Source organism: Pseudomonas sp. BJa3 (assembly GCF_026343815.1).
In the GTDB taxonomy this organism is placed as follows: domain Bacteria; phylum Pseudomonadota; class Gammaproteobacteria; order Pseudomonadales; family Pseudomonadaceae; genus Aquipseudomonas; species Aquipseudomonas soli.
In genome coordinates, this window is the sequence record NZ_JAOXMC010000002.1 from 94,914 (window position 1) to 119,959 (window position 25,046).

19 protein-coding genes and 2 pseudogenes are annotated in these 25,046 nt (G+C 64.2%); 17 read left to right on the forward strand and 4 right to left on the reverse strand.

Features of this window, described 5'->3' with window-relative positions:
* Nucleotides 1–5: 5 nt before the first annotated feature.
* Nucleotides 6–479 (reverse strand): VOC family protein, encoded by a 474-nt coding sequence (locus tag OH705_RS02210; RefSeq protein ID WP_094011108.1) that lies wholly within the window; start codon nucleotides 477–479, stop codon nucleotides 6–8.
* A gap of 25 nt (nucleotides 480–504) precedes the next feature.
* The gene (locus tag OH705_RS02215) at nucleotides 505–684 is read right to left on the reverse strand and encodes a DUF2986 domain-containing protein (protein WP_046855970.1); all 180 of its coding nucleotides are present in this window, start codon (nucleotides 682–684) and stop codon (nucleotides 505–507) included.
* A 153-nt stretch (nucleotides 685–837) separates the two neighbouring features.
* Between OH705_RS02215 and OH705_RS02220 the strand changes: the two genes are divergently transcribed.
* The 7 genes and pseudogenes from OH705_RS02220 (at nucleotide 838) to OH705_RS02250 (ending at nucleotide 9,153) form a co-directional block, all read left to right on the forward strand.
* Entirely contained in the window at nucleotides 838–1,608 is a 771-nt protein-coding gene (locus tag OH705_RS02220; RefSeq protein WP_267300811.1) for a ribonuclease T2 family protein, read from the forward strand.
* Between the two features lie 343 nt (nucleotides 1,609–1,951).
* The gene (locus OH705_RS02225; RefSeq protein WP_023630096.1) at nucleotides 1,952–2,587 is read left to right on the forward strand and encodes a lytic polysaccharide monooxygenase auxiliary activity family 9 protein; all 636 of its coding nucleotides are present in this window, start codon (nucleotides 1,952–1,954) and stop codon (nucleotides 2,585–2,587) included.
* 37 nt (nucleotides 2,588–2,624) lie between these two features.
* Nucleotides 2,625–3,632, forward strand: a pseudogene (locus OH705_RS02230) (chitinase); the annotation flags it as partial.
* 353 nt (nucleotides 3,633–3,985) lie between these two features.
* Nucleotides 3,986–4,921, forward strand: a complete 936-nt coding sequence (locus OH705_RS02235) for a DNA-3-methyladenine glycosylase family protein (RefSeq protein WP_267300812.1) — start codon at nucleotides 3,986–3,988, stop codon at nucleotides 4,919–4,921.
* Between the two features lie 215 nt (nucleotides 4,922–5,136).
* Nucleotides 5,137–5,652: a sigma-70 family RNA polymerase sigma factor gene (locus OH705_RS02240; protein ID WP_023630684.1), complete on the forward strand. Its 516-nt coding sequence runs from the start codon at nucleotides 5,137–5,139 to the stop codon at nucleotides 5,650–5,652.
* A complete protein-coding gene (locus OH705_RS02245) occupies nucleotides 5,649–6,569 on the forward strand; it encodes a FecR domain-containing protein (RefSeq protein WP_094011111.1) in 921 nt (306 codons plus the stop codon). Before OH705_RS02240 ends, OH705_RS02245 begins: the two co-directional genes overlap by 4 nt.
* Nucleotides 6,570–6,741: 172 nt before the next feature.
* Nucleotides 6,742–9,153, forward strand: coding sequence for a TonB-dependent siderophore receptor (locus tag OH705_RS02250; protein ID WP_267300813.1), 2,412 nt, complete (start codon nucleotides 6,742–6,744; stop codon nucleotides 9,151–9,153).
* 82 nt (nucleotides 9,154–9,235) lie between these two features.
* Here OH705_RS02250 and OH705_RS02255 read toward each other — a convergent pair.
* Nucleotides 9,236–9,604, reverse strand: a pseudogene (locus tag OH705_RS02255) (LLM class flavin-dependent oxidoreductase); the annotation flags it as partial.
* A 415-nt stretch (nucleotides 9,605–10,019) separates the two neighbouring features.
* On the opposite strand from OH705_RS02255, the gene OH705_RS02260 reads away from it, so the two are divergent.
* The 10 genes from OH705_RS02260 (at nucleotide 10,020) to OH705_RS02305 (ending at nucleotide 23,261) form a co-directional block, all read left to right on the forward strand.
* Nucleotides 10,020–11,444: a DUF1329 domain-containing protein gene (locus OH705_RS02260; protein WP_094011113.1), complete on the forward strand. Its 1,425-nt coding sequence runs from the start codon at nucleotides 10,020–10,022 to the stop codon at nucleotides 11,442–11,444.
* A 23-nt stretch (nucleotides 11,445–11,467) separates the two neighbouring features.
* A complete protein-coding gene (locus tag OH705_RS02265) occupies nucleotides 11,468–13,114 on the forward strand; it encodes a DUF1302 domain-containing protein (protein ID WP_323873483.1) in 1,647 nt (548 codons plus the stop codon).
* A gap of 14 nt (nucleotides 13,115–13,128) precedes the next feature.
* Nucleotides 13,129–15,537, forward strand: coding sequence for an efflux RND transporter permease subunit (locus OH705_RS02270; protein ID WP_267300815.1), 2,409 nt, complete (start codon nucleotides 13,129–13,131; stop codon nucleotides 15,535–15,537).
* A gap of 10 nt (nucleotides 15,538–15,547) precedes the next feature.
* Nucleotides 15,548–16,501, forward strand: coding sequence for a WD40/YVTN/BNR-like repeat-containing protein (locus OH705_RS02275; protein WP_104444021.1), 954 nt, complete (start codon nucleotides 15,548–15,550; stop codon nucleotides 16,499–16,501).
* A gap of 239 nt (nucleotides 16,502–16,740) precedes the next feature.
* Nucleotides 16,741–18,102 carry an NAD(P)/FAD-dependent oxidoreductase gene (locus OH705_RS02280; RefSeq protein ID WP_094011117.1) on the forward strand — a complete coding sequence of 454 codons (1,362 nt, stop codon included), beginning with the start codon at nucleotides 16,741–16,743 and terminating at the stop codon, nucleotides 18,100–18,102.
* Nucleotides 18,103–18,165: 63 nt separating this feature from the next.
* Nucleotides 18,166–18,882 (forward strand): hypothetical protein, encoded by a 717-nt coding sequence (locus OH705_RS02285; protein ID WP_094011118.1) that lies wholly within the window; start codon nucleotides 18,166–18,168, stop codon nucleotides 18,880–18,882.
* A gap of 75 nt (nucleotides 18,883–18,957) precedes the next feature.
* On the forward strand, nucleotides 18,958–20,445 hold the full coding sequence (locus OH705_RS02290; protein ID WP_104444019.1) for a flavin monoamine oxidase family protein: 1,488 nt from the start codon (nucleotides 18,958–18,960) through the stop codon (nucleotides 20,443–20,445).
* A 9-nt stretch (nucleotides 20,446–20,454) separates the two neighbouring features.
* Complete coding sequence (locus OH705_RS02295; RefSeq protein WP_267300818.1) at nucleotides 20,455–21,108, forward strand: c-type cytochrome; 654 nt, start codon at nucleotides 20,455–20,457, stop codon at nucleotides 21,106–21,108.
* Between the two features lie 32 nt (nucleotides 21,109–21,140).
* A complete protein-coding gene (locus tag OH705_RS02300) occupies nucleotides 21,141–21,782 on the forward strand; it encodes a hypothetical protein (RefSeq protein ID WP_267300819.1) in 642 nt (213 codons plus the stop codon).
* A 54-nt stretch (nucleotides 21,783–21,836) separates the two neighbouring features.
* Complete coding sequence (locus OH705_RS02305) at nucleotides 21,837–23,261, forward strand: coniferyl aldehyde dehydrogenase (protein WP_267300820.1); 1,425 nt, start codon at nucleotides 21,837–21,839, stop codon at nucleotides 23,259–23,261.
* Nucleotides 23,262–23,459: 198 nt separating this feature from the next.
* Here the strand turns inward: OH705_RS02305 and OH705_RS02310 are convergent, their stop codons facing one another.
* Nucleotides 23,460–25,040 (reverse strand): GMC family oxidoreductase, encoded by a 1,581-nt coding sequence (locus tag OH705_RS02310; protein WP_267300821.1) that lies wholly within the window; start codon nucleotides 25,038–25,040, stop codon nucleotides 23,460–23,462.
* Between the last annotated feature and the right edge of the window lie 6 nt (nucleotides 25,041–25,046).

The window sequence follows — 25,046 nt, forward strand, 5'->3', positions numbered from 1 at the left end:
CGCAGTCAGCCTGCAACGGCCAAAGGGCTGAACGCGTCTGCGATGAAGGCTTCGAGGGCCTGTGCCTCGATGATCTCGATCGAGAAATGCCCGAAACGCTTGGGCAACCAGATGATGCGGGCTCCGGCAGGCGACTGCAGGTGCTCGCGAGCCAGTGGCTTGCCGTTCTCGTCCTCGGGCTGGATGCCATTGGCCGTCAGTTGGTCATAGGCTTGCTCGATGTCCGGCGTGGAGTAGCAGTGGCGGTAGATCATCCCTTCGCCGTGGGTATCGAGCAGGTCCTTGAGGTTGCCCGCCAGCGGCTGGACCAGCATGAAACGCTCCTGGCCGACCCGGGCGATCGCATAGTGGACGTGCAGGCCGCCGCGTTCCCAGACCAGCGGGCGGGAAATGTCGGCGCCCAGCACTTGTGCGTAATAGCTACAGGCGGCGTCCAGATCGGCGACCAGTACATCCACGTGGCTGAACTTGAGGTCCATCGCATTGCTCGCTCATGCAGAAGGTTCAGGGCTGTGCCGGCGCGACGTCGCTCACCGAGTCTGCTTCGGGCTGGCCGGCCTCGGCCGCCAGTTTCAACCGGTCGGCCTTGGAAATGTAGGGGTTCCTGTTTTTCGGCGCCAACTTGGCACTGGCCTTCTTGGCGTGGGCTTTCAACAGCTGGTTGATCTTTTTACGACGGTTCATGTTATTCCACTTCATTGACGCTGGGTGCTGCCGCAGGGCGAACGATACAGCAAACCGCCACTGACGAATCGTCATATTCGCGCTACACCATCAGCTGACGGGTTTAACCGAGCGACAGGCACGGAGCCTGTCGCACCCGACAAGGAGGTCATCATGCAATGGACGCCACAATCTGCAACCTGCCTGAAAGCGCTGCTCTTTGGCTGCCTGGCAGCCGCCGCCTCGCCTACCTTCGCCGAGCAAATCTGCGCGTTGCCCGACAGCGTCGAGCCTGCGCCGGCCCGCCCGGTGGACTACGTCAACAAGGACCTGCCCACCGATTACCTGGCCCTGGTGCTGTCCTGGTCGCCGGAGCACTGTGAAGCGCAGCGCAACAAGCCCAAGGCGCAACGCGAAAAGCATGCCTTCCAGTGCTTCTCGGGCAATCGTTTCGAATGGGTGGTGCACGGCCTGTGGCCGCAGAATGGCTACGCCAGGTCCAACCAGGACCATCCGCGCAACTGCCAGACAGTCGGTTCGCTACCGGCACCCTTGGTCAGGCAGCACCTGTGCATGATGCCCGGGCCGGACCTGATGCAGAAAAAATGGCAGGCCCACGGTACCTGCGGCTGGTCGTCGCCGGAGCGCTACTTTGCCGATATCCAGCGGGTCTACGACTCGCTGCAGCGGCCCTCCCTGCAGGAAATGCTCGGCAGCGAAGCGGGCCCCAACCAATTGGTGGACGCCAAGGTGAGCGACATCAAGCAGGCGTTCCTGGCCCATAACCCGGCGCTGCCTGCGCAGAGCCTGCGGGTATCGGTGGGTTCGGGCAACCGTTTGAAAGAGCTCTGGGTCTGCCTGGACAAGCAGCTCGGGCCGACGCCGTGCCCAGCCGGCGGCACTCCAGACAACCAGCAGATCAAGGTTCGTGCACCCTTCAAGTAGCTTTCCTGCACGGAGCGCACCCAGGCGAGTACCCGCTACTGGCGACTACCTGCGCGTTCGCGCCATCGCCGGCACCCATGTCGTGGTGTTGGTCTGGGCAGTGCTTCATTGGCCCGGAGGCGCGGACACTGGCCAAATGTCGCGCTGGTGTGTAGGTGTTTTCCTTCAAGGTAGGTAGTACCTTTTAGGGTGAACTGTATATTCATCCAGTATTTATTGGAGATTCCATGCTTCGGGTACGCCAGGGCCCAAAATGGCTGCGTGGACAATAAATCCAGCTCCGTTAGTTTGAAGGCCTCTCCTTCGGAAAGGGAGAGTTCACAAACCACATGGAGTTACAACGATGAACCAACCAGAAAACCAGAACCCGCTTCGTCACGGTCGTGTCACCTCCCCAGCCTCGCGTGGCGCGGTCGCCATCGACCTCGGCGTGCTGAGTGGCTGGCAGGTCGATGAAATGGAAGGCGGCAAGAACTTCCCGGCCCTGGCCGCCGGTCCGTTCCCGGCGCCGTTCCAGTCGGACAACCCGAGCGTCGCCCCGCCCGCCGATGGCTACATCCTCAGCGGTGGCAAGACCGACGCCCGTGACTGCGTCAACTTCACCGACGAGGAGATGGGCAAGAAGCTCAACCGCGCCTTCACCTGGCCGCTGATCAATGTCGACGCCGGGCAAGTGTTCAAGGTGACCTGGCGCTACACCGCGCCGCATACCACCCGCGGCTATCGCTGGCTGATCACCAAGGACGGCTGGGACCCGAAACAACGCATCACCCGTGCGCAACTGGAAGACAAGCCGTTCGCCGAGGACTTCTACCCGCAGGTGCCGTACTACAGCCACGCCGGCGAGTTGAAGGCCAAGGTCGATCACGAAGTGAAGCTGCCGGCCAACAAAAAGGGCCGTCACGTGATCGTGCTGATGTGGATCGTCGCCAATACCGGCAACGCCTTCTACCAGGCATTCGACGTCGACTTCCAGTAAGTCCGCGGGATCTACACACGTTCTGAAGGATTAGAACATGGCAACGATTGACTTTACCCAACTCAAGGCAGCGCAGGATGACGCTGCATCGCGGATTCCCAGCCTGGCGGGCAAGAAGATCCTCATGGGCTACTGGCACAACTGGCCGGCCGGCCCGGCGGATGGTTACCAACGCGGGCAGTTCGCCAACATGAGCCTGGAGGAGGTGCCGCGCGACTACAACGTGGTGGCGGTGGCCTTCATGAAGGGCAGCGGCATACCGACCTTCAAGCCTTACAACCTGTCCGATGCCGAGTTCCGGCGCCAGGTTGGCGTGCTCAACAGCCAGGGCAGGGCGGTGCTGATGTCCCTGGGCGGCGCCGATGCGCATATCGCCTTGAACCCGGGCCATGAACAGCCGCTGGCCAATGAAATCATCCGCTTGGTGGAGACCTACGGTTTCGACGGGCTGGACATCGACCTTGAACAGAGCGCGATCGATTTCGCCGCCAACAAGACGGTCCTGCCTGCCGCTCTGAAACTGGTGAAGGATCACTACGCCGCCGAGGGCAAGCATTTCATCATCAGCATGGCACCGGAGTTCCCCTACCTGACCAGCGCGGGGCGCTACGTCGACTACCTCAAGGCACTGGAGGGGTACTACGACTTCATCGCCCCGCAGTTCTACAACCAGGGGGGCGACGGACTCTGGGTGCAGGAGGCCAATAATGGCAACGGCGCCTGGATCGCGCAGAACAACGATGCCATGAAGGAGGACTTCCTGTTCTACCTGACCGAGAGCCTGGTCAGTGGCACCCGCGGCTTCACCCGGATCCCGGCCGACAAGTTCGTCATCGGCCTGCCGGCCAACGTCGACGCCGCCGCCACCGGCTATGTGATCAACCCGACGGCAGTGACCAACGCGTTCAAGCGTCTCTACGCCAAGGGCGTGTCGATCAAGGGCCTGATGACCTGGTCGGTCAACTGGGACAGCGGGGTCAACAAGAACCACGTGCCTTACAACCAGGAGTTCAGCCGGCGCTACGGGCCGCTGATCAACAGTGGCAACAAGGCCACGGCGTCCACCGACGCCTGATCGAGCTAGCATCCGGCAGACGTGCCTGATGCCCGACAGTCGAGGCCTGTCGGCTTGATCACCGCATGAAGATCCGATGCCGCAAGGCATCGGATTTTTTGTGCCTGGTCGCTAGTGTGGTGTTTCACAAATAACGACCATAACTCGCGGCGCTTTTTGCGCTCATGCGGTGTTGTCGCTCCTCGCCGTAGCTGGGCTACGACTGGTCGCGACGCCTTGCCTGAGCGCAAAAATCGCTCGCGATTTATTGGTCGTATTTGCAAAACACCACACTAGGGCGCCGGTACGAAAATGGCGAGTCACTGCTATCCACAGGGGCTACCATGTCACCCATGGCCAATATCAACGACACTACCGAAAACGACGCCTGTTACCTGGCACTGAAAGCGCACGATGCGCGCTCGAACGGCTGTGTTGCCCTGGGCTGGCGTCCGCCCTATGACACTGCCGCAATGCTCGGCTTTCTGCGCCTGCGGGCGATACCCGGCGTGGAGCGTGTGGAGGAGGGGATATACACCCGTACGCTGCATCTCATGCAGGACGGTCAGGAACATTGCGGCTGGTTGAGCGTGGCCTTTGACGAGGCGGGCACCCAGGTGCGAGTAAGGATCAGCGATTCCCTGACGGGCGTCGTGCCCACGGTGATCAACCGCGTGCGCGCCGCGCTCGACCTGGATGCCGACCCGCTCGCCATCGACGCCGTGCTGCACAGTGCGTTTCCTTCGGGCGCGGGCCTGCGCGTTCCGGGAACGGTTGACGGTTTCGAGCTGGCCGTGCGCGCCGTGCTGGGCCAACAGATCACCGTGGCCGCTGCGCGCACATTGGGCGCACGCCTGGCCGCGGCTTTCGGGCAACCCATCACAACGCCGCTGGCTGGCATGGACCGTCTGTTCCCCACGCCCGCCGCGCTGATTGCTTCCAGCGGGGATGAACTGGGCCGGCTGGGCATCACGCGCCAACGCCAGGCGGCGCTCAAGGCACTGGCCGAGGCGGTGCTGGAGGGTGGCCTGGTCCTGAGCCCGGGTGTGGACATCGCGGCCACCTGTGCCCGCTTGCGCGCACTGCCGGGGATCGGCGACTGGACCGCGCAATACATCGCCTTGCGTGCGTTGCGCTGGCCCGATGCCTTCCCGGCGGGCGATGTTGCGCTGCAAAAAGCCCTGGGTGTGAGCAGCGCACAGGCGGCAACGCAAGCCGCGCAGGGCTGGCGACCCTGGCGCGGTTATGCAGTGCTGCGCGCCTGGCAAAGCTTGCACTGACAGGGCAGCCACGAACCCATGCCTAGCCTGAGATTAGAACGCTCCGCTGCCAGGGGCAGCATTGGCGTCGTGAGTTTGGCTTCATGAGGAGTTTTTCTGCCGGACCTCAATCCCTGCGAACCCTTTCACATGCCAGCATTCCCAATCCCTTCCTCACTGAGTACACTTGAGACAAGTTCTTATTTGCACCTGGTAATCTTTTTTAGGGAGGCGTGATGTCCACCGTTGTTCCCGATGGCACTGCGCACACCGGCCTGGAAACACTATACCGTGAGCACAGCGGCTGGCTGCACGGCTGGTTGCGCCAGCGTCTGAACAACTCCGCCGATGCCGCGGATCTGGCCCAGGACACCTTCATCCGGGTGCTGTTGGCGCGCACCGCCGGCACCCTCAAGGAGCCGCGGCACTACCTGGCGACCATCGCGCGCGGGCTGACCATCGACCTGTACCGCCGCCGCAGCCTTGAAAGCGCCTACCTTGAAGCCTTGGCGCAGCAGCCGGAGCGTTATGCGCCCTCGGCCGAAACCCACGCCGCGATCCTCGATACCCTGATGGCCATCGACCGTATGCTCGATGGGCTGGGCCCGCGCACGCGGGCTGTGTTTCTTGCCGTGCAACTGGATGGCCTGAGCTACGAGAAGACTGGCGAACGCCTGGGTGTTTCGGTGAGCACCGTGCGCAAGCACCTGGCCCGCGCGCTGATGCATTGCCTGCTGGTCGAGGACGCATGAAGGCCATTCTCAGCGCGGCGGTGGACTGGTACGTGCGCCTGCATGACAGCAATGTCGATGACGCCACCCGCGCCGCATGGCAAGCCTGGTGCACGGCCGACCCTCGCCACGCCGCAGCCTGGGCGCGCCTGGAGCAACTGCAAGGCCGCCTGGGCAGCGCCCCCCGCGGTGCCGCACAGACTCTGGAAATCGCCCGGCGCGACCGGCGCCATGCCGTGAAGGCACTGGCGCTGTTGCTCGGCGTCGGGGCCGTTGGTTGGCAGGGGTACCGGGCTTCGCCCTGGAGTGCCGACTATGCGACACGGATCGGCGAGCGCCGCCGACTGACCCTGGCCGATGGCACGCGCCTGGACCTCAACACCGACAGCCGTGTCGATGTTCGCTACGACGCGGGCCAGCGCCTGATCCAGCTGCAGCGCGGCGAGATCCTGGTGGAAACCGCCAAGGATGCGCGGCCACTCAGCGTGCGCACCGTGGCAGGCGACATCCTGGCCCTGGGTACCCGCTTCAGCGTGCGTCAGGACAACGACGTGAGCCATGTGGCGGTGGCCGCCCATGCCGTGGAGGTGCGGCCCAGCCGGGCGTCGCAGGTGGTGCGTATCGACAGTGGGTACAGCCTGAGTTTTGCCGCCGACCACATCGGCCCCCTGCAACCCTTGGCCCCCGGCGGCCAGGCCTGGGCCGAGGGCATGCTGGTCAGTGTCGACTGGCGCCTGGACGAGGTGGTCCACGAGCTGGCGCGCTACCGCCCCGGTTATCTCGGCTGCGCCGGTGAGGTCGCGGGCTTGCGCCTGTCTGGCGCATTCAACCTGGACGACACCGACGTCGCCCTGGCCAGCCTGGAAGACGCGTTGCCGGTTCGCGCACGGCGCATGACGCGCTACTGGGTGCGCATGGAGCCAATCGGCAAGGGGTAGGGGGCCCACGATCGTGGAGGCCCGAGCCGGGAACCGTGGGTGAAATCTCATCCGCTCTCAAACATTCGAGAATTTTTCGCATTTGGGGTAGCAGATTTCCTTCGCTGCTTCGGCTCTTGAGGGCGCGCGCATCAAGCGTGCCCAAGCCAACCCGAAACAGGAACCCTTTTTCATGTCCGCACGCCGTACCTCGCTAGCCTGCAGTATTCGCCAGGCGACCCTCGCACTGAGCCTTTGCGGCGCCGCGCTGGCGACCTCGACCGCCTGGGCCGCCACGCAGCGCTACGATATCCCGGCCGGCAGCCTGGCTTCCGCGATCAGCCAGTTCGCCGCCGCCAGCGGCGTGACCATCAGCTTCAGCAATGACGAAACCAGCGGGCTGCATTCCTCGGGGCTGCACGGCAGCTTCGAGCTGGAGCAAGGTTTCTCCGCGTTGCTGCAGGGATCGGGGCTGCGCGTGCAGCAGGTGGGCGACAAGCGCTATGTGCTGAGCAAGGTGCAGAACGACGGCGCCGTCGAGCTTGGCGCTACCAGCGTCGATGCCTTGGGCCTGGGCAGCACCAGCGAAGGCACCGGCAGCTACACCACAGGTTCTGCCAGCACCGCGACCGGCCTGCGCCTGTCGGCACGCGAGACGCCGCAGTCGGTCAGCGTGGTCACCCGTCAGCAGATCGAGGACCAGAACCTGACGGACGTCACCCAGGTGCTCGAGCAGACGCCGGGCGTGGTCGTCGACAGCATGGGGCCGGCCGGCAGCGACGCCAACCATATCTATGTGCGCGGCTTCCAGGTCGGCAGCATCCAGGTCGATGGCGTCAACCGCCCCGATACCTTCGGTTTTCGCGACGACCTGGCCGACATGGTGTCGTACGACCGGGTCGAGGTGGTGCGCGGAGCGACCGGCCTGATGTCGGGGACTGGCGATCCCGGTGCCACCATCAACCTGGTGCGCAAGAAGCCGACCCTCGAGACGCAGCGCAAGCTGACCCTCAAGGCGGGCTCCTGGGACAGCTACCGTACCGAGCTGGACCTGTCCGGCAAACTGTCGGAGAGCGGCCACGTGCGCGGGCGTCTCGTCGCCTCGACCACCGACAGCCAGAGCCATGTCGACCGGCAGTCGCTGGAGCGCCAGGTAGCCTACGGCGTGGTGGAGTGGGACGTCACCGACAACACGATGTTGACCGTGGGCGCCGAGTACCAGGAGATGGACAACGACGGCGCAGGCAACCACGGCTTCCCGATGTTCAATTCCGATGGCAGTCACTTCAAACCGTCGCGATCGTTCAACTCGGCTTCGGACTGGAGCTACCACAAGCGCCGCACGAAAACGCTGTTCACCACGCTGGAACACCAGCTGGACAACGGCTGGCAGTTGAAACTGAATGCCGAGCACAGTCGCCGCAGCTATGACGACACCTTCGCCACTGCCGCCGCCGGTAGCGTCAAGCCCGATGGCAGCGGTATCAGCACCTGGACCGGGCGTTGGGCGGGTGAGCCCCGGCAGACGTCGTTCGACCTGTCCGCCAGCGGCCCGTTCGAGCTGCTTTCTCGCGAGCATCAAGCGTACCTCGGCGCCAGCCACTACCGGGCCTACTACCGTAATCCCGGTTACCAGCTATGGACGAGCCAGCCGATCGACAACATTCATACCTGGGACGGTTCGCTGGCGATTCCGGACGCCATCCACAACAAGTATTCGCAAGATGCGCTGGACGAAACCCAGGACGGCCTGGTGGCGTCGGTGCGTTGGAGCCTGGCCGATGACTTGTCGCTGATCACCGGCGCGCGGGTGATCGATTGGAAACGCGACGAAACCGGGACCACCCTGTCAAGCGGCGCGACCACGCGCACCTCGCGCAGCGAAACCGGGGTTGTCACGCCCTACGTGGGGCTGGTCTACGACTTCGCCGAGAACTGGTCGGCCTACGCCAGCTATACCGCGATCTTCAAGCCGCAGAGCAGACAGGATGCCAGTGGCGGCTACATCGAGCCGCTGGAAGGTGTGAACTACGAGTTGGGTATCAAGAGCGAGTTCTGGGACAAGCGCCTGAACACCGCCTTCAGTGTCTTCGAGGTGCAGCAGGACAACCTGGCCGTGGCTGATGGCGACAAGCTGGCACCGAACGGCGACCAGGCCTACCGCGCCGAATCCGGCACCAAGACCCGTGGTTTCGAGATGGAAATGGCGGGGCAGATCCTGCCTGACTGGCAGGTTTCCGCCAGCTACACCTATGCCCAGGCCGAAGATTCCGATGGCAAGCGTCTGCTCACTGAGGTGCCGCGCGATACCTTCAAGCTGTTCACCAGTTACCAACTGCAGTCCTTGCCACAGTTGAAGATTGGCGGCGGTGTGCGCTGGCAGGGGATGGAGTACAAGAAGAACGCCGGCCCGAACCAGGAGACGTTCAACCAAGGCGCCTACAGTGTGGTCGACCTGATGGCGCAGTACGCGTTCACGCCGCAGACCAGCGTCGCCTTGAACCTCAACAACGTGCTGGATGAGAAGTACTACTCCGCGATCGGTGGGCGCGGGTGGTACGGCACCCCGCGCAGTGCCACGGCGACGTTGGTCTACGCATTCTGATCCACGTCGGGCAGGTCGGGTGGCGCACATGGCTGGGGCTACCCGACATACCGCGATGGACAGTCTCTGCGGCTGCCTGGCGCTACCAGCTTTGTGAATGAGGCTGCGGCCCAGGCAGCGTCGGAAACAATGGCAACACCTCCTCGGCCAGCTCCTGGATGATCTCCTGTGCTGGACGCCTGGCCATCTGCAGTCCCAGCGCGGCGTGGTTCACCCCGGCCTCGCGCCATTCCTCCAGCAGTTCGACCAGCCCATGGCGCCCTGTGCGCAGCACGTAACCACCCTGCAGGGGCGTTTGGGGAAAGTGTGGGTCGTCGTCCAGGTCGATCCATTCATTGGTCATGTGCGGGCGGAAACCGTCACCCGGTATCGCTTCACGCCAGGCGTGGACCTTTGCCGCCAGGCGCAGCGGCCCGTGCCTGTCGTGGGTGGCGTGCGGGTAGGTGAGCCAAAAGCACGAGCGTCCGCCAGTGCAAGCGTTCATCGATTGGCTGGGAAGTGAGCTTGTCGGAGACCAGAGCGCAGGGGACTCGTTTTGATAGGTGCGCCAAACCCCACCACTCACCTTATTGCCTGTCCGGAGCGACAACATATTTAGGTAACACATGTTTCGTAAATTCACGCTTTTGGTGCAGACGTAGTCCCAACAACGTGCACTGATGAGTTTTCAAGTATCACATATCAATCGTTATAAAAATGATAACTAAATGATAAATATGTAGAAAACACTTGTTACGAAATTGGCATGTGGTTTGCTCAAGGCTTTCTGCCCGGGTACGCGCCCGGGGTGTCGAACTGACCCTGTCGTCTCCACTCCTGGCATCAGGAATGACCGGCGGCAGCTCAAAGCCTATGAGGACCTTCCAATGAAAGACGTGATTCAGCACCTTTATGGCGGCCATGCCTGCTGCGCAGTAGCCCGGCCGTTGGTGGTGGCGCTCGCGGCCCTGGCCGTCTTCGGCTCGGCCCAGGCTGCCGGGACTGACGCCGGGCAGTTGGGCGGCAAGCTGACCCCCCTGGGCGGCGAGGTGGCGGCCAACGCAGACGGCTCGATCCCGGCCTGGGTGGTCCCCGGCAAACAGGACTCGGGATGGAGCTATGGCCAGGTACGCGGCCAGCACTGGAAGTTCAAGGACGACAAGCCGTTGTTCAGCATCGACGCCGGCAATGTGGCGCAACATGCCCAGCAACTGTCGCCCGGCCAGCTCGAGCTGTTCAAGAAGATCCCGGGTTATCGCATGGACGTCTACCCGACGCGGCGCAGCTGCGGCGCGCCGGACTTCGTGGTCGACAACACGCGCAAGAACGTCGGCTTCGCCACTCTCGACCGCGAAGGCCTGGCGTTGCAAGAGGCCCATGTTCCCGGCATTCCGTTCCCTCTGCCCACGACGGGGGCCGAGGTCATGTGGAACATGAAGATGCGCTACCGCGGGGTCGGCTTCGACATGTCCAAGACGGTCTCCGGATTGTCGCCGCGCGAGGCGGGCGGAAGCTGGCTGCGCACTTCCACCGACTGGTTCATGTATACCCCTTGGGGGCAGAAGGGCAGTGCGCTGTTCTCCTCGTTCGACCGCCTGGAAGTGGCCACCTACTTCAACTACTACGAGCCGGCCGCCCTGGCGGGCCAGGCGGGGGTGGTCACCACCAAGGCCGGGGAGCAGGCCAGCACCTTCTACTACTTCCCCGGGCAGCGACGGGTACGGCGCATGCCGTCGTACTCCTACGATGCACCGCAGATCGGCCTGGACAACCAGTACACCATCGACGAGTCGAACATCTTCTTCGGCCCCATGGATCGCTTCGACTGGAAGCTGGTCGGCAAGCAGGAGCTGCTGGTGCCGTACAACGCGTTCGGTGCCTATGACGGTTCGGCGCGCATCGAGGATGTCGCGCAGCAGAGCGCCATCGCGCCCCAGGCACGCCGCTACGAGCTGCACCGGGTCTGGGTGGTGGAGGCCAACGTGCGCCAAGGCATGCGTCACCAGGCGCCCAAGCGGGTGTTCTACATCGACGAGGACAGCTGGAACGGCCTGATGGCGGTCGACTACGACAAACAGGGGCAGATCTGGAAGGTTCGCGAGGGCTACACCATCCCGGTCTACGAGACCGGCACCTGCGACATGGAGGCCCAGGCCCAGTACAACCTGGTCGATGGCCGCTATCTCTACGACATGACCTCCATCGGCGTTGGCAACAAGGATCATCGCTGGCTCACCGAGGATGCCGGTAACCCGCGCCTGAAGCGCGATTTCTACACCTCCGACAACCTGCGGGCCATCAGCGAACGTTGAACCTTCACCTCTAGAGCGCCGTCATGAAAAAAACAATCACAAAAGTTTCAGGCCTTGCTATTGCGTGCATGACCCCCTTGGCAATGGGGTTCACCTTTGAAACCGAATCCGTCAGGGGGGCTTTCGACTCGACGATTTCCTATGGCATGGGCGTACGCACCGAGTCCCGGGGTTGCAACCTGATCAATCAGGGGGCGACGGGCCATCACCCTCCTGCGGGGTGCTTGGCCCAGACTTCAGGTATCGGCGACCAGGGCGATCTCAACTACGACAAGGGCGACCTGTTCACCCACTACCTGAAGGGCACTCACGAGCTGCTGCTCAAGATGCCCGAGGATTTCACCTTCATGGCCCGGGGCAGCTGGATTCGCGACTTCGCCGCCAGCGACACGACGGGTGCGCTGTCCTTCAACACACCGGCGGACGTGGGTAGCGACGGCCTGACCCGTTCGGCACGTGATGACCTCGAGTTCAAGGCGCGCCTGCTCGACCTGTGGGTGAGCAAGGGCTTCGACGTGGGCGATCAGCGCGTACGCGCCCGGCTGGGCAACCAGGTGATCAACTGGGGCGAAAGCCTGTTCGTGCAGGGTGGTATCAACAATACCAACGCCTACGATGTGCAGGCCTTGTCGCGCCCGGGCGTGCAGCTCAAGGAAGCCGTGCTGCCGGCGCCGATGCTCAGCGTCGCCTCTGGGCTGGGGGCCGGGATCAACGTCGAGGCCTATTACCAGTTCGCCTGGAACAAGAGCGAACTGCCGCCGGTGGGCAGCTACTGGTCGTACACCACCGCGCTCGGCAAGGGCATGAAGTCGTACGGTTTCGACGACAAGAACGCCCGCGACAGCGGCCAGTGGGGGCTTTCGCTGCGCTGGCAGCCGCAGGACAGCGACCTCAACGTGGGCGTGTACGTGATGCGCTACCACGACAAGCTGCCTTCGCTGACCACTCGGTTGCTTGATCCGGACACCTTCGCCGTGTCGCAGAACTGGGTCTATCCCGAAGACCGGATGATGTATGGCATCAGTGCCAACCTGCCGCTCGGCGACTGGGCGGTGGGCACCGAGCTGTCCTACCGACCGAAGGATGCCGTTGCCCTGAACCCGGTGCTCGACCTGTGCGCGAACAACGGGGGCAAGTGCTGGAAGGACGAGAAGAAGTTCCAGTGGCACCTCACCGGGCTGTACAGCATGACGCCCTCCAACTCGCCGCGGCTGCTGGACCTGACAGGGGCAAGCACCGGCACCCTGCTGACCGAGCTGGTGGTCATCAAGTACCCGGGGCTGCACGACAGCTACGACGGCGAGGTGATCGCCGCCGGGGCCAACACCTGGCAGCTAGACCCGACCAGCACACCCAAGGCCCACGGCGACAAGACTTCTTCGGGGATCAACCTGGACTTCAGCCTGACCTACGACGGCACCCTGCTGCCCGGTTGGCAGGTGACCCCGGGCATCTTCTATGCGCGCTCGCTGGGCGGGCGCACGCCCAACCTGGCGGCAACCTTCACCGAAGACGCCAGCAGCCTGAACCTGTACCTCAACTTCGTGCGCAACCCCGCCAGCTGGCAGCTGTCGTTCAACTATGCCAAGTTCATGGGGGGCGACACGGCCTACGACCAACTGCTGCGTGACCGCGACTATGTCGGCGTGGTTCTGTCGCGCACTCTGTGAGGCCTGCCGTGAACATGTCTATCGATGTATCGAAGCAATCGCTGCGCGGCGTCCTGCCGCGCATCGAGGCCGGTCTGTTCGGGCACCGGCGTGTGGTGCTGCTTATCCTGGCCTTGTTCACCACGGTGATGGCCTGGTTCGCGGTGCATTTGCGCATGGATGCCGGGTTCGAGAAACAGCTGCCGATCGGCCACGAGTACGTGGAAACCTTCAGGCAGTATCGTGGCGACTTGCTCGGTGCGAACCGTCTGACCCTGGTGGTCAGGGCCCGCGAAGGCAGTATCTGGAGCGAGGCGGGCCTGCGTCGTCTGTACGATGTGACCCAGGCGGTGACGTTCCTGCCAGGCATCTCTCGCAGCAGCGTGCGCTCGCTGTGGACGCCCAACGCGTTCGTCAACGAGATCACCGAGGAGGGGTTTCGGGCCGACCCGCTGGTACCCGGGACGGTGACGCCCGAGCGGTTGGACAGCGCCACCATCGCCCGGATCGCCGACTCGACCGCCCAGGGCGGCTTCATCGGTACCCTGGTTTCCCGTGACCAGCGCAGCGCGATGATTACCGCCGAACTCAACGAGCGTGACGCCAAGGGCGAGCGCCTGGATTACGTGGCCTATAACCGGGTGCTGGAGGAGCAGATCCGCCAACGGTTCGAGGATGCGCAGTTCGAGGTGCAGATCATCGGCTTCGCCAAGCAGATTGGCGATATCGCCGATGGCGCGGCGGCGGTGCTGGAGTTCTGCCTGCTGGCCCTGTTGCTGACTGCGATGGCGGTGTACTGGTACTGCCATTCGCTGCGCTTCACCTTGCTGGCGCTGGGCTGTTCGCTGACATCGCTGGTCTGGCAGTTTGGCAGCTTGCGCCTGTTGGGCTACGGACTAGACCCACTGGCGGTTTTGGTGCCGTTCCTGGTGTTCGCCATCGGTGTCTCCCACGGGGTGCAGCAGATCAACTACATCGTCCGCGAGATCGCCGCCGGCAGCACGGTCGCGGTGGCGGCGCGCTCGAGCTTCCGCGGGTTGCTGGTGCCGGGCACCTTGGCGTTGGTGACGGCCTTCGTGTCGTTCATCACCTTGTTGCTGATCCCCATCCCCATGGTGCGCGAGCTGGCGATCACCGCGGCGCTCGGTGTGGCCTTCAAGATCGTCACCAACCTGGTCATGTTGCCGCTGGTGGCCTCGATGCTGAAGGTCGATGGCCGTTACGCGGCCCGCGAGGAGTCCGCCCGCGAGCGTCGCGCCGCACGCCTGGCGTGGCTGGCCGCGCTGGCCGAATGGCGCAATGCGCGCTGGGTCATGCTGGTGGCCTTGCTGGTGTTCGCCACGGCCGTCTGGCAGAGCCACGACCGCGTGGTTGGTTCGCTGCAGGCCGGGGCACCGGAGCTGCGCGAAGACGCGCGCTTCAACCGCGATGCGCTGGCCATCGCCAGCCACTACGACATCGGCCTCGACTGGCTCAGCGTGGTCTTCGAAGTGCAGCCCGGGCGGCTGGGTGAGGCAGGTGGCAACGCCTGCGAGGACGTCGAGCTTGGGCAATACCAGGACCGCTTCGCGTGGGCGATGGAAGGGGTGCCGGGGGTGCTGTCGGTGGCGTCGTTCTCCTCGGCCATGCGTCAGTTCAACGAAGGCTACAACGAGGGCAACCCGAAGATGAGCGCGGTGCCGATCGATGCGATGAACTATTCGTCGTTGGCCGCTGAAGTGGCACGCAGCCCAGGCCTGATGCGCAACGATTGCAGCATGACCGCGGTGCACCTGTACCTGGCGGACCACAAGGCCACCACCATCGGCCGGGTGATCGAGGCGGCCAAGACGTTTCGCGCCGAGCAGCCGTTGCCCGGCGTTGCCGTACGCCTGGCTGCCGGCAATGCCGGGGTGATCGCCGCCATCAACGAGGAGGTGGAGAAGAGTGAGACGCCGATGCTGCTGTATGTCTATGCCGCCATCGCCTTGCTGGTGCTGGTGGTGTATCGCGACTGGCGCGCCGTGCTGGTGTGCTGCTTGCCGTTGACCATCGGCACCTTCATTGGCTACTGGTTCATGAAGACGCTGCAGATAGGCCTGACCATCGCCACGCTGCCGGTGATGGTGCTCGCGGTAGGTATCGGGGTGGATTACGCCTTCTACATCTACAACCGCATCCAGCTGCACCAGGCCGATGGCCAGCCGGTGGGGGTCGCGGTGGCGCTGTCGCTGCGCGAGGTGGGCATGGCGACCATCTTCACTGCAATCACCCTGGCGGTCGGCGTGGCCACCTGGGCGTTTTCCGCGCTCAAGTTCCAGGCGGACATGGGCAAGCTGCTGGCCTTCATGTTCATGGTCAACATGGTGATGGCCATGACCGTATTGCCGGCGTTCGCGGTCTGGCTGGAACGGATCTTCCCACGCAAGCGCCCGGTGCGCAGGATCGGCGCGCTGGCGCATTGAGGAGAGCGGTATGGGATACCTGAAAACACTGTTGGGCGTCACCCTGGCGACCGCCTCCTGTTTGGCAAGCGCCCTCGAAGCGGTGCCGGCGGCACCTGTCGCGCACGCTACCCAGGCCATGTTGCTGGGGGCGGCCTGGGCGCAGAAGCGGGTGGTCGCGGTGGGCGATCACGGCGTCGTGCTGCTCTCCGATGACAGCGGGCGCAACTATCACCAGGCCCGCTCCGTACCGGTCTCCAGCAGCCTGACCGGCGTCAGTTTCGCCGATGCCAGGCATGGCTGGGCGGTGGGCCATTGGGGGGCGATTCTTGCCAGCGACGATGGCGGCGAGCATTGGCAGCTCCAGCGCCTGACCCCTGACCAGGACAGGCCGCTGTTCGCCGTGCATTTCTTCGACAACCTGCGGGGCGTGGCGGTGGGGCTGTGGTCGCTGGTGCTGACCACCGACGATGGCGGGGCGACCTGGACCGAGCGCAACTTGCCGGCACCTGCGGGCGCCGGCCGCGCGGACCTCAACCTGATGAGCCTGTTCGTCGATGATCGTCATCACAGGCTCTATGCCACGGCCGAACGCGGGCAGCTGTTGCGCTCCGACGACCGAGGGCAGACCTGGCGATACCTGGACACCGGCTACGACGGCACGCTCTGGACGGGCGCTGTGTTGCCCGATGGCGGGCTGCTGGTGGGTGGGCAGCGTGGCACCTTGTTGCGCGGGACGCCTGACGGCGCGTCGTGGCAGCGCATTGCGCTGGACAGTCGCAGTTCGATCACCTCGATCGTGGTGGACGGCCAGCAAGTGGTCGCGGTGGGGCTGGATGGCCTGCAGGCGCGCAGCGAGGATGTTGGGCGCACGTTCACGCTGTCACGCCGCAAGGACGGCGTGTCGCTGACCGCCGCGCTGGCCGGTGGCGAGGATGGGCCGTTGCTGTTTTCCCGGCGTGGACCGGGGAAAGCTTTGCCCTGAAGTGTGTGCCGCCTGTGGCATCAAGCGGCACAAGCGCATCGTCCTGAACCTGTGCACACCCCTGGCGATCCTGGGCAAGGATGCTCTTTATTAAAATACATAACACTAGTTGCGTTAAATCAATCAGCGCAGTAGAGTCGAAAAAACACAACAACAAGCCGCAGGAGGATCGTCATGTGTGCCAGCCGCTTCTCGAGCGCCTGCCGCACAGCGGTTTTACCGCTGCCTGGAGAGCGTGCATGAATACTTTCAGCGATACATCGCAGCCCAACCCCGGTTCACAGCGGTTCCGCCTGCTGGGCGGCTGGGTCGAGCGCCCGGACGATCTGCAGCCAGCGCTGGAGGGCGATGTCAGTGCCGATGTGGTCATCATCGGCGCCGGTTTCGCCGGCCTGTCCACGGCACTGGAGCTGACTGCGCTGGGTGCCAGCGTGGTGGTCCTGGAACAGGATTTTGCAGGCTTCGGCGCCAGTGGCCGCAACGCTGGATACCTGGCCGGCAGCATGGGCGTGGAGTTCGAGCTGTTCCACAAACGGGTGGGCGTGGAGCAGGCGCGGAAAATAGTCGCGTTCTACGATGAAGGTGTCAGCTACGTGGAACGGCGCCTGGGTGAACTGGCCATCGACTGCGACTACAACCCCTCCGGCATCATCCGCGCCGCGGTGCACCCGTCCCAGGAGAAGAAGCTGCGCCATGGCATGGCACTGGGGCAGCAGTTGGGCTCTGTCACGCGCTTCGTCGAACCCGATGAAATGCGCGCCCGCGGGATCCCGCCAGCGTTCCTGTTCGGCTGCACGCAGCACGGCGGCACGCTCGATCCCGGCAAGTACGTCATGGGGCTGCGCCGCGCCGCCCTGCGGGCCGGGGTGCGACTGTTCGAGCAGACCCGGCTGTTGTCCTATCAGGAAGGCGCAACCGTCATCTGCCGCAGCGAACGCGGCAGTGCCAGCGCGCCATTCATGGTTTTGGCCACCAATGCCTACACGCCGCAGTTGGGGCTGCTACGCGACAAGGTGGTGCCGCTGCGGGTTTCGGCGATCGAGACCGCGCCGTTGTCCAAGGCGCAGCTACAGACCCTGGGATGGCAGGGCAGAGAAGGGATCGTCACCCCGCACTGGACTATGGAGAGTCATCGCCTGACGGCGCGTGACACCTTGTTGGTCACCACCAAGCAACTTGGCTATGCCTACGGCTCGGCCACGCCCAACCAGCCGGATGTGTCCGCCTACAAAGCCTTGCAGCAGGCTTTGGGCGAACGTTTCCCAACGCTTCGTGGCACCCCCATCCATGCTTGCTGGAGCGGTTATATCAGCCTGGCCTACGACGCCTTACCCGTGGTCGGCGCCACAGGTGCCCGCGACAACATTCTCTATAGCGCCGGTTGTTCCGGCCATGGCGTCGGTACCCAGTCGCTAATTGGCCACCTATTGGCCGAACGCATCGGCGGTATCGAGCACCCGCTGCTGGCGGCGCTACGCCACAAGACACCTTCGACCCTGCCCGAACCGCTGCAGTGGTGCGCCATGCAGGCCGCTCTGGCGGGTGTGAACGTGCTCGACCGCCAACTGAACCGCAAAGCCCGGGCCTTCCAGGCCCAGTAACTTTCTCTACTGCGCAGGCCAGCCCGCCTGAGGCCGGCCCGCGCTCGCAACCTTGGAGCACGCATGAACAGCAATTCCAACGAGGCCGTCCGAGTGACGGCCTGGGCTGCGATCCTGGGCGGTCTGTTTGCCTACCTGAACGTCGGCTTCATGCTGATGGTGACGCACGGCGACATGACGGTGACCCTGGATGGCGCGCAAATGCTGAGTTTGCCGGAGCAGCTGCGGCAGTACTTCAGGCTGTCGATGTTCGCCGACCTGCTGGGTTTCTACCTGCCGTTGCTGGTGATCGGCGGCTACCTCTGGCGGGCGTTCCGTGACCAGGCCGGCGCATTGGGTGACGTGGCCGCCCTGGCCATTGCCACGTACGTGGTCCTGGGCGTGGTGGGCGCCGGCTTGCAACTGTCGGTGCTCAATACCCTCGCGGCTCTTCACCAGAGCGGCTCACCGGCGGTGCAGGCCGCCGCCGAAGTCACCTGGACCAGCATTGCGGTGGGCAGCCAACGCGGGCTGTGGTGGTGCGAGGGGCCGGTCGTGCTGTTCTGGGGGCTGGTGGTCGGCAGCCAGTTGAAGCATGCCGGATGGGGGGCTTCGATCCTGTTGCCGCTGAAGATCGTCGGCTGGTGCTTCGGCCTGTACTTCATCGCGGGGTTTTTCCCGCAGCTCGATGCCCTGACCAATGTCCTGCTGGTCATCGTGGTGCTGATCTTCCCGTTCTGGATGATGCTGTTCGGCGTGCAGTTGCGCCGACGCTCGCTGCGCCTTGCGCTTGGCGCGTGACCCGCAGGTTCGCCAGCCGTACCACGCGCTGCCCGAAGGCGCGTGCTCAAACTACAACCGTGCGAGGTATGCGAAATGGCTGAAAAGCCCCCCTCCAATTCATTCGATCTCAAGCGTCGGCAATTGCTGAAGTTCGCCGGCGCCACGGCGGCCGTCGGTGGCCTGGGCCTGCACGCGTTGCCGGCAAGCGCCGCCGAAGGCACGGCCCGCGTTCGCGACAGCGATGATGGCGTGCTCGACGTCGCGATCATCGGTGCCGGCATGGCAGGGCTGACCGCCGCACGCGACCTGCACAACGCAGGCTGCCAGTCATTCGTGGTGCTGGAGGCACGCAATCGTGTCGGCGGCCGGGTGCTGAACCATGACCTGGGCGGGGGCCAGATCTCCGAAGCCGGCGGCCAGTGGATCGGGCCTGGGCAAACTGCGGTGGCCGACCTGGCGCGTGAGCTCCAGATAGATACTTTCCCGACCTACTACCAGGGCAAGACCGTAGTGCTTGGCGGGGAAGGGCGGCTCGAGGTTGACCTGCACGGCACCTTCGGCACGGACGAGCGCATCGGCGCCAAGCTCAGCGAACTGTCCAAGGTCGTGCCCTCTGGCGCCCCCTGGACTTCGTCAAGGGTTGCGGAGCTGGACAAACTCTCGGTGGGCGAGTGGCTGGCCCGGCAAGGCATCAAGCCTGAAGATCGATCGGGGTGGGACACCAGTCTGACCCTCACCGGTGGCGTGCCACCGGCCAGGATGGGGTTGTTGCATTTCCTGTCGATGATCAACTCGGCGAGTTGCGACTACATGAAGCTCGACTCGATCAAGGACAGTGCGCAGGGCACACGTTTCGTCGGCGGCTCGCAGCTGTTGTGCACACGCATGGCCGAGGCGCTGGGTGACAAGCTACGCCTGGCCTGCCCGGTGCGCGAGATCGCCGACTGGGACCGCGAGGTGGTGAGGCTGGTCACCGACCAGGGCGAGGTCCGCGCACGCCGGGTCATCGTGGCGATCCATCCTGCGCTGTGCAACCAGGTACGCTTCCAGCCCGCACTGCCCGAAGGCCGGGCCGCGCTGCAACGTGCCTGGCCCGCCCACAGCCCGGCACGCAAGACCGCCATGGTCTACAAGCGGCCGTTCTGGCGCGACAAGGGGCTCAATGGCCACACCGTAGAGGTGAAGGGGCAGGTGCTGTGGGCGTGGGACAACTCGCCGCCCAATGGCGAAATCGGCGTAATCAACGCTTTTATCGTCAACGCCATGGTGCCGTCCGAACCTGCCGCGGCTCAGCGTGTGCTGGCGCAAATCTACGCACGATCCCTGGGTGACGAAGCGCTGAACCCAATCGGCTATCACGACCATGACTGGGGGCAGGCCGACCCCTGGAGCATCACCTGCGTATCGGCAATCCCACCCGGCTTCTGGAGCCAGCATGGGGAGTCCTTGCGTCCGGCATGCGGCAACCTGATCTGGTCGGGGACCGAAACCGCCGAAATCTGGGCGGGCTACATGGATGGCGCGGTGCGTTCGGGTCATCAGGGCGCGCTGCAGGCGCTCGCTTCGCTGCGTCAGGCTTGAGGGGCGGTCATGAAAAAGAAACTGTTGTTGGTTACCGGTGTAGTGCTGGTGGTACTGCTGGCGCTGTTCGGCCGCGACCTGCTTGGGCTGTACCGGCTGCAGGACTATCTCGACACCACCACCCAGGCCTACGAGGCGGAGGGGCCCTGGCCACAGACGGCGGATGCCTGCCTGGCGTGCCATGGCAAACAAGGCAGCTCCCTGCACCAACGTTATCCGAGCCTGGCGGGACAACCCGCGGACTACTTGAAGACACAGCTGCACACCTTTGCCAGTGGCCAGCGCATGAACCCGAACATGCAGCCGCTGGCCATGAGCCTGACTGAAAAACAGATCGTCGAACTGAGCGATTACTACGCGCGTCAGCCGGCGCTCGACAACCATGGGTTCGACCCCGACCCGGCCCTGCGCGCGCAAGGCGGCAAGCTGGCGGCGGCGGGCGCTTGCATGGCCTGCCATGGCGAGCATCTGCTCGGGCAGGGGCCATTCCCCCGCTTGGCGGGGCAGGGCGCCGACTACCTCCTGGCACAACTGGATGCCTTTGCCGAGGGGCGGCGGACCGATCCGAGCGGTTCGATGCAGGCGATCAGCGCAACCTTGTCACCAGCGGATCGCAAGGCGCTCGCCCATTACCTCGCCTCGCTCGCCACTGCGCCGAAATGACGTTCCGATTTCTATAACAAGAGAATTTCGCTATGGAAACCAAAGATGTTTTCGCCTTGCTCACCTGTGTGCTTTTGATCGCGTCCGGGGGTATCTACGGCATCAAGTTTCTGCGCAAGGGCAATTTCCTACTGGGGCTGGAGTGGTTGATCGTCGCGTTTTCCGGCAGCAACCTGTTGATCTTCCTGCTGACCCAATCGCAGATCTCCTATGGCATCTCGTTCTTCTGCGATGCGTTCTCCCGAGGCTTCGGCATCCCCATCGTCACGGTGCTCGGCCTGATGGCGGTGACCCACAACTACAAGCCTTCGAAGCTCAAGGACGCGGTGATCTTCGCGATCACCTTCGCCAGCACGCTGGTCATGATCAAGAGCGACTTCATGGCCAAGCCATTGCCTTACTTCTATGTCGTCATGTGGTTCGCCTATTCGGCTTACCTGGCGTATTTCATCGCCAGGCTTGCCCGCGCGGGTGAGCGCCTGCATGCGCTGGGCGTGACCGTCGCGGCGATATCGGGATTGATCGTGGCGTGCATCTACGACTTCTACCCGATCCCAGGCGACGATACCAAGGCGATCTTCCTGTCCATCGCCCTGGTCACCTGGTCGTACATGCTGATCCAGCTGTACTACGCCTTCTTCGCCCTGGAGCGCGCCAAGGGCTGCGCGCGCTGATGCAGCCGTTCGCGGGCTCTGCGCAGCCTTGCAATCCACCCCGGAGTACATCCCATGTCCATTGAACAAGTCGCGCCGGCGGTCGAACGCATGCGCGAGGTATTTGCCCTCCAGCGCCAGGCGTTTGCCGAAGCACGTTATCCCTCGTACCTATCACGTCGAGCCAACCTTCAAGCGCTCAAGGCGCTGGTACTGGAGCACGCAGATGCGATCGCGGCGGCCATTTCCAGCGACTTCGGCCACCGCTCCGTGCACGAGACCAAACTGCTGGACGTCTTTGGCCTGGTCAGCGAAATCAATCATGCGATCAAAAGCCTGAAACGCTGGATGAAACCGCGCCAGCGCGGAGTCGGTCTCTGGTTCCAGCCCGGGCGTGCGGCCGTGCTCGCCCAGCCGCTCGGCGTGATCGGCATTGCCGCGCCCTGGAACTACCCCCTCTACCTGACCTTGGGGCCGCTGTGCGGCGCCCTGGCCGCCGGCAACCGCGCCATGATCAAGGTCGCCAGCGATTCGAGCCACTTCGGGCGGCTGCTGGCCGAGCTGCTGGGCAGGCGCTTTGCCGAGGACCTGGTGGCGGTCATCCAGCCAGGTCCCGGTATCAACGACGGCTTCTCGCGTTTGCCGTTCGATCATCTGATCTTCACCGGCTCGCCCGCGGTAGGCCGGCAGGTCATGCGCAACTGCAGCGAGAACCTCACCCCCGTGACCCTCGAACTCGGTGGCAAGTCCCCGACACTGGTGGCCCCCGATTACCCCTTGCGCAAAGCAGCCGACACCATCCTCTGGGGCAAGTGCCTCAATGCCGGGCAGACCTGCGTCGCCCCGGACTATCTGTTCCTGCCAGCCGGCAGCGAAGAGGCGTTCATCGAGCATGCGAGTGCGGCGGTCAGCCGTCATTACCCGGTACCGCTGGCCGACAACCCCGACTACACCTGCATGATCAACCCGCGCCAGATGGCACGGGTCGAAGCCCTGCTGGCCGATGCCCGCGACAAGGGCGCGCGGGTCGTCGCCCTGGCCGACGCCGAAGGCGCCCGCCGGGTCGGCAAGCTGGCGCCGCACCTGGTGTTCGACGTGCGCGACGACATGCTCATCATGCAGGAGGAGATCTTCGGGCCGGTGCTGCCGGTGCTCGGTTATCGCCGGCTGGAAGAGGCGGTGGACTACATCAACGCCCACGAACGGCCGCTGGCCTTGTACCTGTTCGATGAGGACCAGGGGCGTGTCGAGACGCTGTTGAGGCAGACGATCTCCGGCGGCGTCTCGGTCAACAGCGTGATGCTGCACGTGCTCCAGGAGAACCTGCCATTCGGTGGCGTCGGCCACTCGGGGCTGGGCCACTATCACGCCGAAGAGGGTTTCCAGACATTCAGCAAGATGCGGCCGATCTTCTATCAAGCCAAACGCAACGGCAGCTTCCTGCTCAAACCGCCTTACGGTCGCCTCACCCAGGCGCTGCTGCGTCTGATGCTGCGCTGAGGCTCGGTGTGCTGGGCGGGCATGACGAAGTCGCTCCGCGTTGACGCTGCTCCCATGCTCGTCATGCCCTTTTTGGCGCCCTTCGGGGCGCCTTTTTTTTCCAGGGTGCTGCCTCAGGGGTAGGCTGGTGGAGCTTTCACGCAGGACGCCACCGCCGGATTGCTCGTTGGGCGGTGGCGACGTGGGGCCTGAACGATATCAGCCCTGGGCGACCCACTCGGCGCCGCGCTCGCCGATCATGATCGCGGCGGCATTGGTGTTGCCGCCGACCAGCGTTGGCATGATCGAGGCGTCGATCACACGCAGGCCATCGATGCCGTGAACCCGCAGCTGGCTGTCGACCACGGCCATGTCGTCCTGGCCCATCTTGCAGGTACCGACCGGGTGGTAGATGGTGTCGGTGCGTTTGCGCAGGATCTCGACCAGCTGTTCATCGCTGTGCAGGCCGGCGCTGTAGAAGTCGCGCAGGCCGAAGCTGGCCATCGGTGTCTGGGCGATGATCTCGCGGGTCATGCGGTACCCCTTGAGCAGGGTCTCGACGTCGTCGTCGTGGTCCAGCAGGTTCGGGTCGATGCGCGGGGCGACACGCGAGTCCGGTGAAGCCAGGCCCACGCTGCCGATGCTCTTGGGGCGCAACACGCAGACGTGACAGCTGAAGCCGTGGCCCCAGTGCAGCTTGCGGTTGTGGTCATCGACCGTGCCGATCACCGAGTGCAGCTGGATATCCGGTCGAGCGAGGGTCGCGTCGGTCTTCAGGAATGCACCGGCTTCGGCGCAGTTGCTGGACAAAGGGCCGCGACGGTGGCGCAGGTACTCATAGGTCGCCTTGCCCATCTTCAGGCTGCCCGCCAGGGACACGCCAAGCAGCGAGGTATCGCTGCTCTTGTAGCACAGCACCACATCGGGATGATCGCGCAGGTTCTGGCCCACCCCCGGCAGCTCATGCCTGACGGCGATACCCTGGGGTTCGAGCTCGGCTCGCGGGCCGATGCCCGAGAGCATCAGCAGATGCGGGCTGCCGAAGGACCCTGCGGCCAGCAGCACTTCCTTGCGCGCCTTCAGGTGTACCCGACTTCCCTTGATCAGCGCCTGCACGCCAGTGGCGCGCTCGCCCTGGATCACGATGCTTTCGACATGGGTGTTGGTCAGCACCGTGAGGTTACGGCGCTGGCGCACCGGTTTCAGGAATGCGGTGGCCGTGCTCCAGCGCCGGCCATCGCGGATGGTCACGTCGTAATAGCCGACACCCTCTTGCCGGGCACCGTTGAAGTCTTCGTTGAAAACGTGTCCTGCACGCAGGGCCGACTCGACGAAGGCTTCGGTGACGACATGGCGATGCGCGGGGCCGACGTAAAGCTCGCCTTCGCCGCCGTGGTAGTCGTTGTCACCGCCATGGTGCATCTCGCTCTTGCGAAAGTAGGGCAGCACATCGTCGAACGACCAGCCTTCGTTACCCAGCGCGTGCCAGTCGTTGTAATCGTCGTGATGGCCGCGGATGTAGATCATGCCATTGATCGAGCTGCTGCCGCCCAGCACCTTGCCGCGAGGCTGGTAGCCATGGCGACCGCCCAGGCCTCGCTGCGCAGTGGTCTTGAACGCCCAGTTGACATGCCGTGTCGGCAGGATCGCGGCCATGCCGACGGGGGTGTGGATCAGCGGCGAGCGGTCTTCCGGGCCCGCTTCGATCAGGCCCACGGTGACGCCGGGGTCGGCGCTCAGGCGATTGGCAAGGACGCAGCCGGCGGAGCCTGCGCCTACGATCAGGTAGTCGAATTCCATCTTGTT